The 15,886-nt window shown below is 74.5% G+C and carries 15 protein-coding genes; 8 read left to right on the top strand and 7 right to left on the bottom strand.

Annotated features, from left to right (window positions below; all coding sequences use genetic code 11):
- Positions 1-102 precede the first annotated feature (102 nt).
- Positions 103-699, top strand: a complete 597-nt coding sequence (gene idi, locus ACQYWQ_RS26950) for an isopentenyl-diphosphate Delta-isomerase (protein ID WP_431038204.1) — start codon at positions 103-105, stop codon at positions 697-699.
- A gap of 64 nt (positions 700-763) precedes the next feature.
- Here the strand turns inward: idi and ACQYWQ_RS26945 are convergent, their stop codons facing one another.
- A complete protein-coding gene (locus ACQYWQ_RS26945) occupies positions 764-1,186 on the bottom strand; it encodes an ATP-binding protein (protein WP_431039365.1) in 423 nt (140 codons plus the stop codon).
- A 516-nt stretch (positions 1,187-1,702) separates the two neighbouring features.
- On the opposite strand from ACQYWQ_RS26945, the gene ACQYWQ_RS26940 reads away from it, so the two are divergent.
- On the top strand, positions 1,703-2,779 hold the full coding sequence (locus ACQYWQ_RS26940; RefSeq protein WP_431038203.1) for an alkene reductase: 1,077 nt from the start codon (positions 1,703-1,705) through the stop codon (positions 2,777-2,779).
- 94 nt (positions 2,780-2,873) lie between these two features.
- Here ACQYWQ_RS26940 and ACQYWQ_RS26935 read toward each other — a convergent pair whose 3' ends face one another.
- Together ACQYWQ_RS26935 and ACQYWQ_RS26930 are read right to left on the bottom strand one after the other, a co-directional pair.
- Positions 2,874-3,293: a MarR family winged helix-turn-helix transcriptional regulator gene (locus ACQYWQ_RS26935; RefSeq protein WP_431039364.1), complete on the bottom strand. Its 420-nt coding sequence runs from the start codon at positions 3,291-3,293 to the stop codon at positions 2,874-2,876.
- Between the two features lie 37 nt (positions 3,294-3,330).
- Positions 3,331-4,035, bottom strand: a complete 705-nt coding sequence (locus ACQYWQ_RS26930; RefSeq protein ID WP_431038202.1) for a DJ-1/PfpI family protein — start codon at positions 4,033-4,035, stop codon at positions 3,331-3,333.
- Between the two features lie 131 nt (positions 4,036-4,166).
- Between ACQYWQ_RS26930 and ACQYWQ_RS26925 the strand changes: the two genes are divergently transcribed.
- The 4 genes from ACQYWQ_RS26925 to ACQYWQ_RS26910 all read left to right on the top strand — a co-directional run bounded on the left by ACQYWQ_RS26925 (position 4,167) and on the right by ACQYWQ_RS26910 (position 9,867).
- Positions 4,167-5,045, top strand: a complete 879-nt coding sequence (locus tag ACQYWQ_RS26925) for an SCO6745 family protein (RefSeq protein ID WP_431038201.1) — start codon at positions 4,167-4,169, stop codon at positions 5,043-5,045.
- Between the two features lie 345 nt (positions 5,046-5,390).
- Positions 5,391-7,931 (top strand): Tex family protein, encoded by a 2,541-nt coding sequence (locus ACQYWQ_RS26920; protein ID WP_431038200.1) that lies wholly within the window; start codon positions 5,391-5,393, stop codon positions 7,929-7,931.
- 147 nt (positions 7,932-8,078) lie between these two features.
- Positions 8,079-8,861, top strand: coding sequence for an SAM-dependent methyltransferase (locus ACQYWQ_RS26915; RefSeq protein ID WP_431038199.1), 783 nt, complete (start codon positions 8,079-8,081; stop codon positions 8,859-8,861).
- Between the two features lie 25 nt (positions 8,862-8,886).
- Positions 8,887-9,867 (top strand): FAD-dependent oxidoreductase, encoded by a 981-nt coding sequence (locus ACQYWQ_RS26910; protein WP_431038197.1) that lies wholly within the window; start codon positions 8,887-8,889, stop codon positions 9,865-9,867.
- Between the two features lie 85 nt (positions 9,868-9,952).
- On the opposite strand, the gene ACQYWQ_RS26905 is transcribed toward ACQYWQ_RS26910, so the two are convergent.
- Entirely contained in the window at positions 9,953-10,438 is a 486-nt protein-coding gene (locus tag ACQYWQ_RS26905; protein WP_431038195.1) for a MarR family winged helix-turn-helix transcriptional regulator, read from the bottom strand.
- Between the two features lie 51 nt (positions 10,439-10,489).
- Here ACQYWQ_RS26905 and ACQYWQ_RS26900 point away from each other — a divergent pair, with 51 nt between their 5' ends.
- A complete protein-coding gene (locus tag ACQYWQ_RS26900) occupies positions 10,490-11,398 on the top strand; it encodes an alpha/beta hydrolase (protein ID WP_431039363.1) in 909 nt (302 codons plus the stop codon).
- Between the two features lie 80 nt (positions 11,399-11,478).
- Here ACQYWQ_RS26900 and ACQYWQ_RS26895 read toward each other — a convergent pair whose 3' ends face one another.
- Complete coding sequence (locus ACQYWQ_RS26895; protein ID WP_431038194.1) at positions 11,479-12,333, bottom strand: oxygenase MpaB family protein; 855 nt, start codon at positions 12,331-12,333, stop codon at positions 11,479-11,481.
- A 122-nt stretch (positions 12,334-12,455) separates the two neighbouring features.
- The gene (locus tag ACQYWQ_RS26890) at positions 12,456-12,737 is read right to left on the bottom strand and encodes a hypothetical protein (RefSeq protein ID WP_431038193.1); all 282 of its coding nucleotides are present in this window, start codon (positions 12,735-12,737) and stop codon (positions 12,456-12,458) included.
- A gap of 125 nt (positions 12,738-12,862) precedes the next feature.
- Here ACQYWQ_RS26890 and ACQYWQ_RS26885 point away from each other — a divergent pair, with 125 nt between their 5' ends.
- Positions 12,863-13,675 (top strand): MerR family transcriptional regulator, encoded by an 813-nt coding sequence (locus ACQYWQ_RS26885; RefSeq protein ID WP_431038192.1) that lies wholly within the window; start codon positions 12,863-12,865, stop codon positions 13,673-13,675.
- A 24-nt stretch (positions 13,676-13,699) separates the two neighbouring features.
- Here ACQYWQ_RS26885 and ACQYWQ_RS26880 read toward each other — a convergent pair whose 3' ends face one another.
- Positions 13,700-15,877 (bottom strand): 3-hydroxyacyl-CoA dehydrogenase NAD-binding domain-containing protein, encoded by a 2,178-nt coding sequence (locus ACQYWQ_RS26880; RefSeq protein ID WP_431038191.1) that lies wholly within the window; start codon positions 15,875-15,877, stop codon positions 13,700-13,702.
- Positions 15,878-15,886: the final 9 nt, after the last annotated feature.

Genomic DNA, 15,886 nt, shown 5'->3' with positions numbered 1-15,886 from the left:
TCCCCGCCGCGCCGGGGGCGGCCACGACGCGTGGACGGGCGGTTGCGGGAGGCGCGTGCGGCGTACGGCAGACTTGGGGCAAGCCAGAAGCGAAGGATGCGCATGCCGATCTCATCAGCCACCGCGGCCGACAGTTCCTCCCCCACCACCAGCACCGAGGAGATCCTCCTGGAGCTGGTGGACGAGAGCGGGACCACCATCGGTACGGCGGAGAAGCTCGCCGCTCACCAGCCCCCGGGCCAGTTGCACCGCGCCTTCTCCGTCTTCCTCTTCGACCGCGAGGGGCGGCTGCTGCTCCAGCGCCGCGCGCTGGGCAAGTACCACTCCCCGGGCGTCTGGTCGAACACGTGCTGCGGCCACCCCTACCCGGGCGAGGCCCCCTTCGCCGCCGCCGCGCGCCGTACCTTCGAGGAGCTGGGCGTCGCGCCCTCGCTGCTCGCCGAGGCGGGCACGGTCCGCTACAACCATCCCGACCCGCTCTCCGGGCTCGTGGAGCAGGAGTACAACCACCTCTTTGTGGGGCTCTCGCCGAGCGAGCTGGCCCCTGACCCCGAGGAGATCGCCGAGACCGTCTTCGTGACGCCGCGGGAACTGGCCGAGCGGCACGCCAGGGACACCTTCTCGACGTGGTTCCCGACCGTGCTGGACGCGGTGCGCCCTGCGGTGCGGGAGCTGACGGGCGGTACGGCGGGCTGGTGAGCCCCCGCCGCGGAGGGCCGCGCGGTCGCGGTCCGCGCGCCCGCGGCCCTCACGTGCGCGGCCCTCACGTACGCGGCGAGAGCGGCAGGAGCGCCCAGCAGACCTTCCCGCCGCGTGCGGTGTGCTCGACGTCGCAGGCCCCGCCCTCCTCGCGGACGATCTCCCTGACGAGGAGCAGCCCGCGCCCCCCGGTCTGCGCCGCGTCCGCCTCCAAGGCCGTGGGCCGGTAGGGATGGTCGTCCTCGACGGCGACCCGTACCCAGTCCGCCCCCGCAGCGACCTCGACGGCCAGCTCGGGCGAGACGACGGCCGCGTGCCTGACCGCGTTGGTGACCAGTTCGGAGACGATGAGCAGCAGGCCCTGCGCGAGGTCGGGGGCGAGCGGGACGCCCTGGCGGCGCAGCAGGTCCCGTACGGCGTGCCTGGCCTGCGGCACGGAGACGTCGACGGCCGGGGCGGTGAAGCGCCACACCCCTTCCCAGGGCATCGGCCCGGCGCCCCCGCTCCCGTCTGTGTCCCTGCCCGGCTGGTCGTCGTCGCGTTCGGTAGTCACCACGCGCCCGAGTGTCGGACCTCGCAGGTCCGTACCACCCCGCTGACCGCAAATGGCCGGGGATCGACAGACTTCGACCGTCTTCGGTCATGCGTTGAACGATACGAGCCACAAGATGCACGGTCCGGATCGCCGGTGCGCCCTCACCGCCGCGCGGGCCGCGCACCGCGCCCGGGTCCGCCTCCGCTCCGATCCCGGCCTGGTTCCCCACCGATCCCGGCCCGGCCTCCCCCCACCGATCCTGTGCCCGATTCCGGCCCGATTCCGGCCCGATTCCGGGCGTCAACTTGTCCGGTCAGCTTTCTATTCCTCTCCCACCACATCCCGGCATGACGCGATAACTTCGCTTGCCACAGACCGACTTGGCGTACCAAGCGTCCATCACCTGCTTGCCTCTCGCGCGTCCGGGCCGTTTGATGGGCCGGACAGCAATAAGCCGAGGAGCATCCCATGTCGCAGGTCTTCGAGCCCTACTCCCTCGCCGGCACCACGCTGGCCAACCGCATCGTCATGGCCCCCATGACCCGCAGCCGCGCCGAAGCGGAGAGCCGTACCCCGACCGAGCTGACCGCTCTCTACTACGGGCAGCGGGCGAGCGCGGGGCTGATCGTCACCGAGGGCACCCAGCCGTCCGCGACAGGTCAGGGCTACCCCGCCACGCCCGGTATCCACACCGACGGGCAGGTCGCCGCCTGGCGCCGGGTGACCGAGGAGGTGCACGCCAAGGGCGGCGTGATCTTCCTCCAGCTCATGCACACGGGACGCATCGGGCACCCCAGCCTGACCGGGCTCACGCCGGTGGCTCCTTCGGCGGTGAAGGCAGCGGGGCAGGTGTTCACCGGCGAGGGCCCGCAGGACTTCGTGGAACCGCGCGCGCTGACCGGCGAGGAGATCGAGGAGACGATCGCGGACTTCGCGGGCGCGGCGCGCCGTGCGATCGAGGCCGGTTTCGACGGCGTCGAGATCCACGGCGCCAACGGCTACCTGGTCCACCAGTTCCTGGCGCCCGGCTCCAACCTCCGCACCGACGCGTGGGGCGGCGGTCCCGAGGGGCGCATCCGTTTCGCTGTCGAGGTCGCCAAGGCCGTGGCCGGGGCGATCGGCCCCGAGAGGGTCGGTTTCCGGATCTCGCCCGGCAACCCGTTCAACGACATCGCCGAGACCGACCCCGCGGACCTGGAGGCCACGTACACCGCGCTCGTCGGCGCGCTCGCCCCGCTCGGCCTGGCCTACCTCCACCAGATGGAGGCGCCCGGCGTGCGCGACCTGCTGCTGCGCCTGCGCAAGCAGTGGCCGGGGACCTTCGTCCTCAACCCCTTCACGGACGGGGCCCCCACGGGGCCCGAGAGCCTGAAGCTCGTCGAGGACGGCACCGCGGACCTCCTCGCCTTCGGCGCGCTCTTCCTCGCCAACCCCGACCTCCCCGCGCGCCTGCGGGCGGGCGGCCCCTTCAACACCCCGGACGTGGCGAGCTTCTACGGCGGGGACGCCCACGGCTACACGGACTACCCGGCGCTCGACGCCTGACCCCCGCGCCGGGCGGGACCGCCTGCCGGCACCCGGCCGGGGCCCACGGGTCCCGGCCCGCCGAAGGCCGCCCCGCCCGGCGGCCCGCCCCCGCTCAGCACTTCCCGTCCGGCTCCACCCGCCGCGACAGGCCCTCCTCCAGGCGCTCCAGGACCCGTACGCTCTCCGCCTTCTCGTCCTCGCCGAGCCCCTCGGTCAGCCAGGACTCCAGCACGTCCCACAGCTCCTCGACGCGCCGGCGCACGCCGAACGAGGCGACGGTGGGCTCCACCAGGACCGAGCGCCCGTCGGTCGGCGAGGGCACGCGTCGTACGAAACCGGCCTGTTCCAGGCGGCGTACGGTGCGGGTCACGGTCGCCGCGTCGGCGCCAAGGATCTCGGCGAGGTCCACCTGCCGCAGCCTGCCGCGCTCCCACAGCTCCAGCATCACGAGTTCCTGCCCCACGTGGAGCCCCACCTCGCGCAGCAGCTGTCCCGCCAGCATCCGGTGCAGCCGCGCCACCCGCACGACCATCGCGCCGAGCGGCGCGCGGCCCGTCCCCGCCGCTGCCTCACCCATCCCGCCGCCCCTCGCTCACCGCCCCAGGCCGGGCCGCCCGCACAGGACTGTACGTCCCGTCGTCGATGGCGGGCCTGCGGCCCGCGCGCAGCCGCGCGACGAGCGCGGCGGGGGCCTTCGCCGGGGACCCCGCGTCGTAGGGCGGCCCGGGGTCGTACTCGGTGGCGAGCTGGACCTGCTCCGCGTGCTCCCTGCCCGCGAGTTCGCCGACGAGCGCGAGGCCCATGTCGATGCCGGCCGAGACGCCGGCGGCGGTCACGTACTTGCCGTCGCGCACGACGCGCTCGGCCACGGGCTCCGCGCCGTACGTCGCGAGCACGTCGGGGAAGAGCCAGTGGGTCGTGGCGCGCCGCCCGCGCAGGAGACCCGCGGCGGCCAGGAGCAGGGAGCCCGTGCACACCGACGTCGTCCAGCGCGAGCGCGCGTCGACGGCACGCAGCCAGCCGAGGAGCGCGGGATCGGACATGTGCGTGCTCTGCCCCGGGCCGCCGGGGACGAGCAGCACGTCGGCATCGGCGACGTCCTCGTACGCGTGCGTCGCTTCGAGGACGACCTCGCCTCGGTCGGCGCGTACGGGGCCCGGGCGCTCGGCGACGAAGACGGTGCGGGCCCCGGGCACGCGGCACAGCATCTCGTACGGGCCGATCGCGTCGAGCGCGGTGAACCCCTCGAAGAGGGCGAAGGCGAAGAGCGGCACGGGGGCTCCTGTGGGCGGGGGCGCGGGTACGGCGTCGATTCTGGGGGGCGGGGCCCGGGGCGGGCAATGACGGGCAGGCCGCCTTTCCGGCCCGCACCCACCACGTACCTACCAGTAGGTAACGTACGGGTATGAGCGAACCGACCCGCACCCCGCTGCCCGAGCGCGCCGCGCGCCGCTGTCACAACGCCGTCAATCCGCTGCACTCCTTCCACTACTTCTCGCCCGAACTCGCCGAGGAGATGGGCCGGCTCGGGCTCGGCGACGCCTCGGCCGTCTACCTCGCCACGCGCGCCGCCGCCTTCGGGCAGGTCGGGGCCGGGGTCGTGACGGCGAGTTTCTACAACTTCTCGCCGGAACTCGTCGCCCGGCACGTGCCCGCCGTCTGGGGCACGGCCTTCCCCGGCGTCGTGCTCCAGGCCCGACTGCGCACCGTGGACCGCTCGTTGCGGCGGCTCCTCGGGGACGAGGCCGTGGAATCGGCGGAGATGAAGGAGGCCGCGCGGCTCGCCCTGCGCGCCACCGAGGCGTGCACCCCGCAGGGCCGCCCGCTCTACGCGGCACACGCGGACCTCCCCGTGCCCGAGGAACCGCACCTCGCGTACTGGCACGCCGCGACGCTCCTGCGCGAGCACCGGGGCGACGGGCACGTCCACACGCTCCTGCGCGCCGGGCTCGGCCCCGTCGAGGCGCTCGTGACACACACGGCGACCGGACGCGGCATGGTGCCGCGCTTCGTCCTCGCGAGCCGTGGCTGGCACCGCGCGGACTGGGAGGCGGCCGTCGCGCGACTGCGCGAGCGCGGGCTGCTCGACGCGGAGGGCGAACTGACCGAGGCGGGCGAGGCGCTCCGCGCGCATGTCGAGGCCGAGACGGACGCGCTCGACCAGGCCCCGTACGAGTACCTGGGCGCCGAGGACGTCGCCCGCCTCACCGATCTCGCGAAGGGCTTCACCCGCGCGGGCATCGGGGCGGGGGCCTTCCCCGCGGGGATCTTCGGCAAGGGGTAGTGCCCGGGCGCGGACGGCCTCGCGCGTACGGTGCCGGGCCCGGTGATCACCGCGGGTTCACCCCCGCGGCCCCGGGCAGCCCGGCCCGTACTCCGGGCAGGGAACTCCCCCCGCGACACCCCCGGAAGGAGGGCGCCGTGTTCCGCGCCCTCGCCGACGCCCCGCGGCGGACCGGCTCCGCCGTCGCCACGTCGTCACGCTGCCGTTCCGTGCCCTCGACCGGCTCTTCGGCCGCGCCCCGGGCACCGCGCGCCGCGCCTGGGCCCGCCGACCCTGCCCCGCCGCCCGGGCGCCGCCTGCCAGAATGGGCCCCAAGCTTCGCAAGTCAGAAGGCGGTACGGGAACGTGACGACAGCCCGCACGGGGTCCACCGAATCAGCGTCCATCGAAGGACGCATTGCCGAGGAACTCGGAGTTCAGGAGCGGCAGGTGAGGTCGGCCGTCGAACTGCTCGACGGCGGCTCGACGGTGCCCTTCATCGCGCGCTACCGCAAGGAGGTCACGGGCACGCTCGACGACGCCCAGCTGCGCACCCTGGAGGAGCGGCTGCGCTACCTGCGGGAGCTGGAGGAGCGGCGCACGGCGGTGCTCGAATCCGTACGGGAGCAGGGCAAGCTCACCGAGGAGGTGGAGGCCCGTATCCTCGGCGCCGACACGAAGGCGCGCCTGGAGGACGTCTACCTCCCCTTCAAGCCCAAGCGACGCACCAAGGCGCAGATCGCCCGTGAGGCCGGGCTCGAACCGCTGGCCGAAGGGCTGCTCACCGACCCCTCGCGGGAGCCCGCCGAGGTGGCCGCCGCGTACGTCGACGCGGACAAGGGCGTCGCGGACGCGCAGGCCGCGCTCGACGGGGCGCGTGCGATCCTCTCGGAGCGGTTCGCCGAGGACGCCGACCTCATCGGCGAGCTGCGCGAGCGCATGTGGACGCGGGGCAGCCTCTCCTCGAAGGTCCGTGAGGGCAAGGAGGAGGCCGGAGCGAAGTTCTCCGACTACTTCGACTTCGCCGAGCCCTTCGCCAAGCTCCCCTCGCACCGCGTCCTCGCGCTGCTCCGCGGCGAGAAGGAAGAGGTGCTCGACCTCACCCTGGAGCCCGAGGAGCCGCCCGCCGAGCCGGGCGCCCCCTCCTCGTACGAGGGTGTCATCGCGCACCGCTTCGGGATCGCGGACCGGGGCAGGCCCGGGGACGCGTGGCTGCGCGAGACGGTCCGCTGGGCCTGGCGCACCCGTGTCCTCGTCCACCTCGGCATCGACCTGCGTCTCAGGCTCCGTACGACGGCCGAGGACGAGGCCGTCTCGGTCTTCGCCGCGAACCTGCGCGACCTGCTGCTCGCGGCGCCCGCGGGGACCCGCGCGACGCTGGGGCTCGACCCCGGGCTGCGTACCGGGGTGAAGGTCGCCGTCGTGGACGCGACGGGCAAGGTCGTCGCGACCGACACGATCTACCCGCACGCCCCGCGCAACCGCTGGGACGACGCGCTCGCGACCCTCGCGCGCCTCGCCGAGCGGCACCACGTCGACCTCATCGCGATCGGCAACGGCACCGCCTCGCGCGAGACCGACAAGCTCGCGGGCGAACTCATCGCGGCGCGCCCGGAGCTGAAGCTCACGAAGGTCGTCGTCTCGGAGGCGGGCGCCTCGGTCTACTCGGCCTCCGCCTTCGCCTCGCAGGAACTTCCCGAGCTGGACGTCTCGCTGCGCGGCGCGGTCTCGATCGCGCGCCGCCTCCAGGACCCGCTCGCCGAACTGGTCAAGATCGACCCGAAGTCGATCGGGGTCGGCCAGTACCAGCACGACCTGAGCGAAGTGAAGCTCTCGCGCTCGCTCGACGCGGTCGTCGAGGACTGCGTCAACGGCGTGGGTGTGGACGTCAACACCGCGTCCACACCGCTCCTCTCGCGCGTGTCGGGGGTGAGCGCGACGCTCGCCGAGAACATCGTGCGGCACCGCGACGAGAACGGTCCCTTCAGCTCCCGCACGGAGCTGAAGAAGGTCGCGCGGCTCGGCCCCAAGGCGTACGAGCAGTGCGCGGGCTTCCTGCGCATCCGCGGCGGCAGCGACCCGCTCGACGCGTCGAGCGTGCACCCCGAGGCGTACCCGGTCGTGCGCAGGATCGCGAAGGCGACGGGTGGTGACGTGGCCGCGCTCATCGGCGACACGGGGACGCTGCGCTCGCTGCGCCCGGACGCGTTCGTGGACGGGACCTTCGGTCTGCCGACCGTGACGGACATCCTGCGCGAGCTGGAGAAGCCGGGGCGCGACCCGCGGCCCGCCTTCCGCACGGCGACCTTCAAGGAGGGCGTCGAGAAGCTCTCCGACCTGGAGCCCGGGATGGTCCTGGAGGGCGTCGTGACGAACGTCGCCGCCTTCGGGGCCTTCGTGGACATCGGCGTGCACCAGGACGGGCTCGTCCATGTCTCCGCGCTCTCACGGGAGTTCGTGAAGGACCCGCGCGAGGTCGTCAAGCCCGGCGACATCGTGAAGGTCAAGGTCCTGGACGTGGACCTCCCGCGCAAGCGGATCTCGCTGACGCTGCGGCTCGACGACGAGATCGGCGCGGAGCGCGGCGGGCGGCGCGGGGGCGGTGGCGGTGGCCGCCAGGAGCGCGGACCGCGCGGGGCGCAGGGGCAGGACGGCGGCGGCAACGGCGGCGAGCGGCGCGGGGGCGGTCAGCGGCCGCCGCGGCAGCGCGGTGGCGGCGGTGCCGGTACGGGGGGTGCGGGGCGTTCCGGCGGTACGGGGCGTTCCGGCGGCTCGGGCGGGCCCGCGCCCGTCAACTCGGCGATGGCGGACGCGCTGCGGCGCGCGGGTCTCACGGGTGACGGCCAGGGTGGCGGCCAGGGTCGCAACCAGGGCGGTCAGCGGCGCGGCGGCCGCTCGGGGCGCTGAGTCCCGTACGGCGGTGAAAGGGGGCGGCTCCCGTACGAGCCGCCCCCGTCCCCTGCCCTGCGTATTGCCTTCGACTTCCCCTGTAGTCACCCGTGTTCGGACAGAATGAGTCCACAGTGATCACTCGGGCGCTCTGGAGGGGCCGTCATGGGCGAAGGACAGACCGGGATCGACACGAGCAGGCCGCACCCCGCACGGGTCTACGACCGGCTGCTCGGCGGCAAGGACAACTATCCGGTCGACGAGGCGGTGGCGGCGCAGTTGCCGCCGGAGGCGGCCGAAGGAGCGCGGCAGAACCGGGCCTTCATGCACCGCGCGGTGCGCTGGCTCGCGCGCGAGGGCGTCGACCAGTTCCTCGACGTCGGCACCGGCATACCGACCGAGCCGAACCTGCACCAGGTGGTGCAGGAGGTGAACCCGGCGGCGCGCGTCGTCTACGCCGACAACGACCCGATCGTCCTCGCGCACGCGCAGGCGCTGCTCGTCTCGCGCCCCGAGGGCGCGACGCACTACCTGCCCGCCGACGCGCGCGAGCCCGGCGGACTCCTGGCCCACGCCGCCGAGCACCTCGACCTCTCGCGCCCGGTCGGTCTCTCGCTCATCGCGATCCTCCACTTCCTTCCGGACGAGACGGGCGCGTACGACATCGTGCGGACACTCACGGACGCGCTCGCGCCCGGCAGCCACCTCGTCCTGACCCACTCCGCGTACGACCTCTTCCCGCGCGAACTCGAAGCCTCGGCCGCGGAGTACGCGAAAGGCGGTATCGCGATGGCGCTGCGCGACCACGCGGCCGTGAGCCGCTTCTTCGACGGGCTCGACCTCGTGGCCCCCGGGCTCGTCACGGTCACCGAGTGGGACGAGGGCGGCGCCCCCGCGCTCGACGTGCCGCGTGGCGGGCTGTACGCGGGGGTGGGCCGGGTGCGTTGAGCACCCGGCGGTACGGTCTTGGGCCATGACCTCACCTTCCGTCGCCGTTTCCGCTCCGGTCCGCGTCCTCGGCTCGGGGGTGATCGGGCTCAGCACGGCGCTGGAGCTGCGCGGCGCCGGGTACGAGGTCGAGATCTGGGCGGAGCGGCCCGCCGCACGCGCCACCTCGGCCGTCGCGGGCGGCCTGTGGTGGCCGTACCACATCGAGCCGGAGGAACGGGTCGGCGCGTGGGCCCTGGAGACGCTCGCGGTGTACGGGGAATGGGCGGCCGATCCCGGGCGCACCGGCGTGCGGCTCCTCGACGGCGTGCACGCGGAGACGTCGTTCGGCACGCTGGGGCCGTGGGCCGCCTCCGTACCGGGCCTGCGCACGGCGACCGCGGCGGAGTCCCCGCACTCCCCCGGGCTCTTCGGGCGGCTGCCCGTCATCGACATGCCACGTCACCTGGCCTGGCTGGAGGAGCGGCTGCGCGCGGCGGGCGGTCGCCTCGTACCGCGCACGGCGGTCTCGCTCGCCGAAGCGGCCGAGGGGGCCCGCGCGGTGGTCAACTGCACGGGTCTGGGGGCGCGTTCGCTCGTGCCCGACGAGGCCGTGCATCCGGTAAGGGGCCAGCTCGTCCTCGTCGAGAACCCCGGTGTGACGACATGGTTCACGTCCACGGCGGGCGGTGGAGCGCGCTCGGTCTACTCCATCCCGCAGCCGTACGGTCTCCTCCTCGGCGGCACGGCCGAGGAACACGACGACAGGGAGACCCCGGACCCGGCCACCGCGCGGGCGATCGTCCGCGACTGCGCCGCGCTCCGCCCGGAGATAGCGGGCGCCCGCGTCCTCGCCCACCGCGTGGGCCTGCGCCCGGCCCGCACCGGCGGCGTGCGCCTCACGGCGGAACGCCTCCGGGACGGCACCCCGGTCGTGCACGACTACGGGCACGGCGGCGCCGGGGTGACAGTGGCCTGGGGGTGCGCGCGGGAGGCGGCGGGGCTGGTGGCGCAGGCGCTGGGCTGACCCGCGGCGCCGCCGGGCCCGCACGGCTCGCGGGCACGGCTCGCCCGCGCTCCCGTGCTCGCGCCCGTCGCCGCGCCGGAGTCGTTCACCCCGCAGGCGTCCCCGCGCCCTCCCCTTCCAGGCTGGCGCGCAGTCCCGCCAGGGCGCGGGCGACGACAGCCACCGTCGCCGGGTCGAGCGCCGGGTCCAGCAGTTCGGCGAGCGCGGTGGTGAAGGTCGTTTCGGCGGCGTCCACCAGGTCGCCGCCCTCGGGAGTCAGATCGAGGAGCGCGGATCTGCGGTCCTGCGGGTTGGGGCGCCGGCGCGCCCAGCCGCGGGCCACGAGCCGGTCGGCGACTTTGCTCGCGGCGCCCGCGCCGATGACGAAGGCGGTGGCCAGCTCGCCCACGCGGGCGCCCGGCCTGGCGCGCAGCAGACGCAGGGCCTCGAACTGCGCGGTCGTCAGGCCGTGCCGGGCCTGGAGGCGGTCCCCGATCGCGTTGTAGAGGCGGGTCTCGCAGCGCACGAGGTCGTCGAAGAGCGCGGGGAGCGGGCCCGAAGAGGCGCCGTCCTGCGCCGATTTACCTTCCATAGAAGGTAGTGTACGGGGAATACATTCCTCGGCATGCACTGGGAGACCTTCATGAGCAGGGAACAACGGACGCGCGTCGACGCGCTGTTGCGGCATCCCGCGCCGGAGGGACCGCGTTCCATCGAGGAGCGGCGCGCGGGCTTCGCGGCGCTCATGGCCCGGATGCGGGTCCCGGACGACATCGTCACCGCGCCCACGAGCCTCGGCGGACTTCCCGCCCTGCGCGTGGACCCGGCGGACGGTCCGCGCGGCGCGGCGACGATCCTCTACCTCCACGGCGGCAGCTGGCTCATGGGCTCGCCGGAGACGGCACTGTCGCTGACGGGCGCGCTCGTCTCGGCGACAGGGCTGCGGGCGTACTCGCTGGACTACCGGCTCGCGCCCGAGCACCCCTTTCCCGCGGCGATCGAGGACACCGTGACCGCCTACCGGGCGCTGCTCGACGCCGGTACGGAGCCGGGGGCGATCGTCTTCGCGGGCGATTCGGCCGGGGGCGGGCTGACCGTCACGGGGTGCTTCGCCGCCAGGGACGCGGGACTGCCGCTGCCCGCGGCGCTGCTCGCCTTCTCCCCGGGTCTCGACGCGGCCGGCACGGGAGCGAGCAGGCGGTCCCGGGCGGCGGCCGACCCCTTCCTGACCCACGAGGGGCTCCAGGCCAACAGCGTCCTCTACCGCGCGGGCGCCGACCCCGACCAGCCGCTCCTGAGCCCCGCCGTGCACGGCGACCTGACGGGCTTTCCCCCCATGCTCCTCCAGAGCGGCACCCACGAGATCCTTCTCGACGACGCGACCCGCCTCGCCTCGCGGGCCCGCGAGGCGGGCGTGGACGTCGTCCTCGACGTGGTCGCCGACGTGCCCCACGTCTTCCAGGCGTTCAGGGGCGAGCTGGACGAGGCCGACGAGGCCCTGGAACGCGCGGCGCTCTTCGTGCGGCAGCGGGTGCGGGGCTTCGGGGGCTGAGGAACGAGCGGGCGGGACCGGGCCGCGGCGGCCGGGGCGCGGCGGCCGGGGCGCGGGCCCGCACGGCGACGCCCCGGCGCCTACGCCCGGCGTGCCCTCCGCCGGGCTCCGCACGCGTACGGCAGATAGCGGAGGTGCTCGGGGAGGGCGGGAACGAGGAGGCGGAAGGCTGTCGCGAGGCGGCGGAGGCGGCGTTCCTGGGCGCGGGACCAGGGGAGGCCGAGGGCTTCGCGGGCGTCGGCGGGGAGGAAGCCGATCGTCAGGAAGCGGCGGGCGCGCAGCGCCGCGGGGAGCAGGAGGGGCCACAGGGCGCGCAGCGTCAGGCGCAGGGCGAGAGGGCCGCGGTCGGGGGCAGGGACCCGGGTATCGGTGGCGAGGAGTTCGCGAGCGACCGCGGTGTGCTCCACCTCCGTGGCGAGCATCCGGCGGTAGTACGGCCAGAACTCCTCAGGCGTCGCGGGCATGTCCCGCTCGCGCAGCCCGAGCAGGCGCCCGACCCGCAGCCACTCCGCGTACAAGGCGCGGTCCTGCTCGGGCGTGAGGGGGCGGACGAGGAGGGCGAGACCGCGCCGGTTGACCGGGTATCCGGTCGCGTGCACCCACGCGTACGTCTCGGGGCGCAGCGCGTGGTAGGCGCGGCCCCGGGTGTCGGTGCCGCTGATGTCGCGGTGCAGGCGGCGCAGTCTGCGGCCCTCGGCGCGGGCCGCCTCGCCCCCGTACACCCACAGCAGGAGGGAGTCGAGCGAGCGGGCCGCGCGGCCCCAGGGGTCGGTGCGGAAGACCGAGTGCGTGTCGACGCCCGCGCCGACGGCCGGGTGGGCGACCTGGAGGAGCAGCGCGGAGGGGAGCATGAGCAGCGTCCGCACGTCCCCCGCGAGGCTCCACAGCACCCCGCCGGGCGGTGGCGGCTCGGGCGGCGGCGCGCTGGGCGGCACGGGGGCACCTCTTCTTCGGCGGGACGGGTGCCTCCAGGGTATGCGCCGGTGGATGCGCCGGTGGACACGCGGATCCGCGAGCGTGCGGATCGGGGGCGTGCGGATCGCGAGCGTGCGGGGGGTCAGGCGCCCCGGGCGGCGAGGAGTGCGGCGAGTTCCGACGCGCGGTCGCGCAGCTCGGCCTCGGCGCGCACCCTGGCCGCCTCGCGCCGGGCCTGGTCGGTGTGGCGGCGGCCGCCGGGCGGAGGCAGGGGGCCCGGCGCGGCGACCACGATGCCGGCGAGGAGCGCGGCGGGCGCCGCCGTCTCGCGTACGCCCCAGCGCTCGCGTCTGCGGACGGAGAGTGCGCGGGCGAGGAACAGGGCCGTGGCGATCAGGAGCGATCCCGCGAGGAGCAGGTGCATGTCCCAGGGCTACCCGGCCCGCACGGCCGCGCAACCTCCGGTGACGGGCCCGATCTTCACAACATCGGTGAGACAGCAATAGTGTTCCACCGGAGAAACGCACCGCAGCCCCGGGGAGAAGGATCGTGGCAGTCACCCGCACCGCGCGCACACCGGCGCCGGGCGTCCCCGAGCCGGACACGGAGGACGCCGAGGACGCCGAGAACACGGAGGACGCGGAGCGCACGTACACGGTCGACGAGCTGGCCGCCCGCGCGGGCCTCACGGTCCGTACGGTGCGCTTCTACGCGACGCGCGGGCTGCTCCCGCCGCCCCGGATAGGGCCCCGTCGCGTCGGGCTCTACGGCCCGGGGCACCTCGCACGCCTCGCGCTCGTCGACGACCTCCAGCGGCAGGGCCTCACGCTCGCGGCGATCGAGCGGTACGTGGCGCGGCTGCCCGCGGAGACGACGGCGTACGAGCTGGCGATCCACCGTGCGATGGTCGCCTCCTGGCTGCCGGACGCGGCCGTGGAGTGCGGGCGCGCGGAGGCCGAGGAGCGGATCGGGCGGCGCCTGGGCACCGATGAGCTGGAGCGGCTGGCCGCGATGGGGGTGCTCACGCCGGTGCCGGGTGCCGGGGAGCGGTACGTGCTCGACACCGTGCTCGTCGGGCTCGCCGTGCGCCTCCTCGACCTGCCGATGTCGCGCGAGGCGATCGCGGCGGCGCGCGAGGTGCTGCTGCGCAACGCGGCGCGGACGGCGCACGAGCTGAGCGAGGTCTTCCGGGGCGAGGTGGGCGTGCGGGAGGCGGGCGAGGCGCGCTCGCTGTCGGCGCACATGCAGCCGCTCGTGCTCCAGGCGCTGCTCACGGCCTTCCAGCGCTCGCTCAACGAGGAGCTGCGGGGCGCCTTCCCACTGGGCGGGAACGGACGGGAGGGGGAACCGGACGCGGGCTGACCGGCTCCCCTCCCCCGTACGGCGTCAGTCCTCGTCGAGGTACGGCTGACCGCGTTCCGCCCTGGCCACGAGCGAGGCAGGGGGCGCGAAGCGCTCGCCGTAGCGCGCGGCGAGTGCGCGGGCGCGGGCCACGAATCCGGGCAGGCCGCCCTCGTAGCCGTTGATGTACTGGAGGACGCCGCCGGTCCAGCCGGGGAAGCCGATGCCGAGGATCGAGCCGATGTTGGCCTCGGCGACGGAGCCGAGCACGTGTTCCTCGTCGAGCAGCCGCGCGGTGTCGAGCGCTTCCGAGAAGAGCATGCGCTCCTGCATGTCGCGGAAGGGGATCTCGGTGCCCGGCTTCGTGAAGTGCTCGCGCAGTCCGGGCCACAGCCGCCCGCGCCTGCCGTCCTCGTACTCGTAGAAGCCCGCGCCACCCGCGCGCCCGGGGCGCCGGAACTCGTCCACCATGCGGTCCATGACGGCGTCGGCCGGGTGCTCCGCCCAGGTGCCGCCCGCGGCCTCGACGGCGGCGCGGCTCTCGTCGCGGACCTTGCGCGGGAGGGTGAGGGTGAGTTCGTCGACGAGCGAGAGGACCTTGGCGGGGTAACCGGCCTGCGCGGCGGCCTGTTCGACGGAGGCGGGCTCGATGCCCTCGGCGACCATCGCCAGGCCCTCCTGGATGAACTGCCCGATGACGCGCGAGGTGAAGAAGCCGCGGGAGTCGGCGACGACGATCGGGGTCTTGCCGATCTGCCGTACGAGGTCGATCGCGCGCGCGAGTGCTTCGTCCCCGGTGCGTTCGCCCTTGATGATCTCGATGAGCGGCATGCGGTCGACGGGCGAGAAGAAATGCAGCCCGATGAAATCGGCCTGCCGCTCGACGCCTTCGGCGAGGGTCGTGATGGGGAGCGTCGACGTGTTGGAGCACAGGAGCGCGTCGGGCGCGACGACGTCCTGGATCTCCTGGAAGACCTGGTGCTTGAGCGCGGTGTTCTCGAAGACCGCCTCGATGACGGTGTCGCAGCCCGCGAGGTCCTTCGCCTCGGCGGTCGGCGTGATGCGCGCGAGGAGTCCGGCCTTCTCGGCCTCCGTCCTGCGCCCCTTCGCGACGGCCTTGGTGAGCAGCTTCTCGGAGTACGCCTTGCCGCGTGCGGCCGCCTCCGGGTCGACGTCCTTGAGCACGACGTCGATGCCCGCCCGGGCGCACGCGTACGCGATGCCCGCGCCCATCATCCCGGCGCCGAGCACGGCGACCTTCGCGGCCTTGCGGCGCGGCACTCCTTCGGGGCGCGCGGTGCCGGAGTTGACCTTCTGGAGGTCGAAGAAGAACGCCTGGATCATGTTCTTGGCGGTCTGCCCGGTGACGAGCCCGGTGAAGTAGCGGGCCTCGATGGTCTGCGCGGTCTCGAAGTCGACCTGGGAGCCCTCGACGGCGGCGGCCATGATGGCGCGCGGGGCCGGATAGGGGGCGCCGCCCGTCTGCTTGCGGAGGTTGGCGGGGAAGGCGGGGAGGTTCGCGGCGAATTTCGGGTGCGCGGGGGTGCCGCCCGGGATGCGGTACCCGGGGCGGTCCCAGGGCTGCGCCGACTCGGGGTGCGCGTCGATGAAGGCGCGGGCCTTGGCGAACAGGTCGTCGCGGTCGGTGGCGAGTTCGTCGATCAGTCCCTTCTCCAGGGCGCGGCGCGGGGTGTGCTGGGTGCCCTGGAGGAGGAGGGTGAGGAGTGCGTCGGCGATGCCGAGGAGGCGCACGGAGCGCGTGACGCCGCCCCCGCCGGGGAGCAGGCCGAGGGTGACCTCGGGGAGGCCGATGCGGTAGCCGGGCGCGTCGAGCGCGACGCGGTGGTGGCTCGCGAGGGCGAGTTCGTAGCCGCCGCCGAGCGCCGCGCCGTTGATCGCGGCGACGACGGGCTTGCCGAGGGTCTCGATCCGGCGCAGGGCGCCCTTGAGCGCGAGCGAGTCGGCGAGGACGCGCGCGGCGTCCTCGGGCCGGGCCGCCCGCAGGTCGCGGAGGTCGCCGCCCGCGAAGAAGGTCTTCTTGGCGGAGGTGAGGATGATGCCGCGGACGCTGTCGCGTTCGGCTTCGAGGCGGTCGGCGGTGGCGATGAGCGCGGCGCGGAAGGCGGCGTTCATCGTGTTGGCGGACTGGGCGGGGTCGTCGAGTACGAGGGTGAGGACGCCGGTGTCGTCGAGTTCCCAGCGGAGGGGCGGGGCGGGGGTCATGGTGGCTCC

Source organism: Streptomyces sp. P6-2-1, from assembly GCF_050613165.1.
In the GTDB taxonomy this organism is placed as follows: domain Bacteria; phylum Actinomycetota; class Actinomycetes; order Streptomycetales; family Streptomycetaceae; genus Streptomyces.
This window is presented reverse-complemented; position numbering and strand designations above follow the sequence as displayed.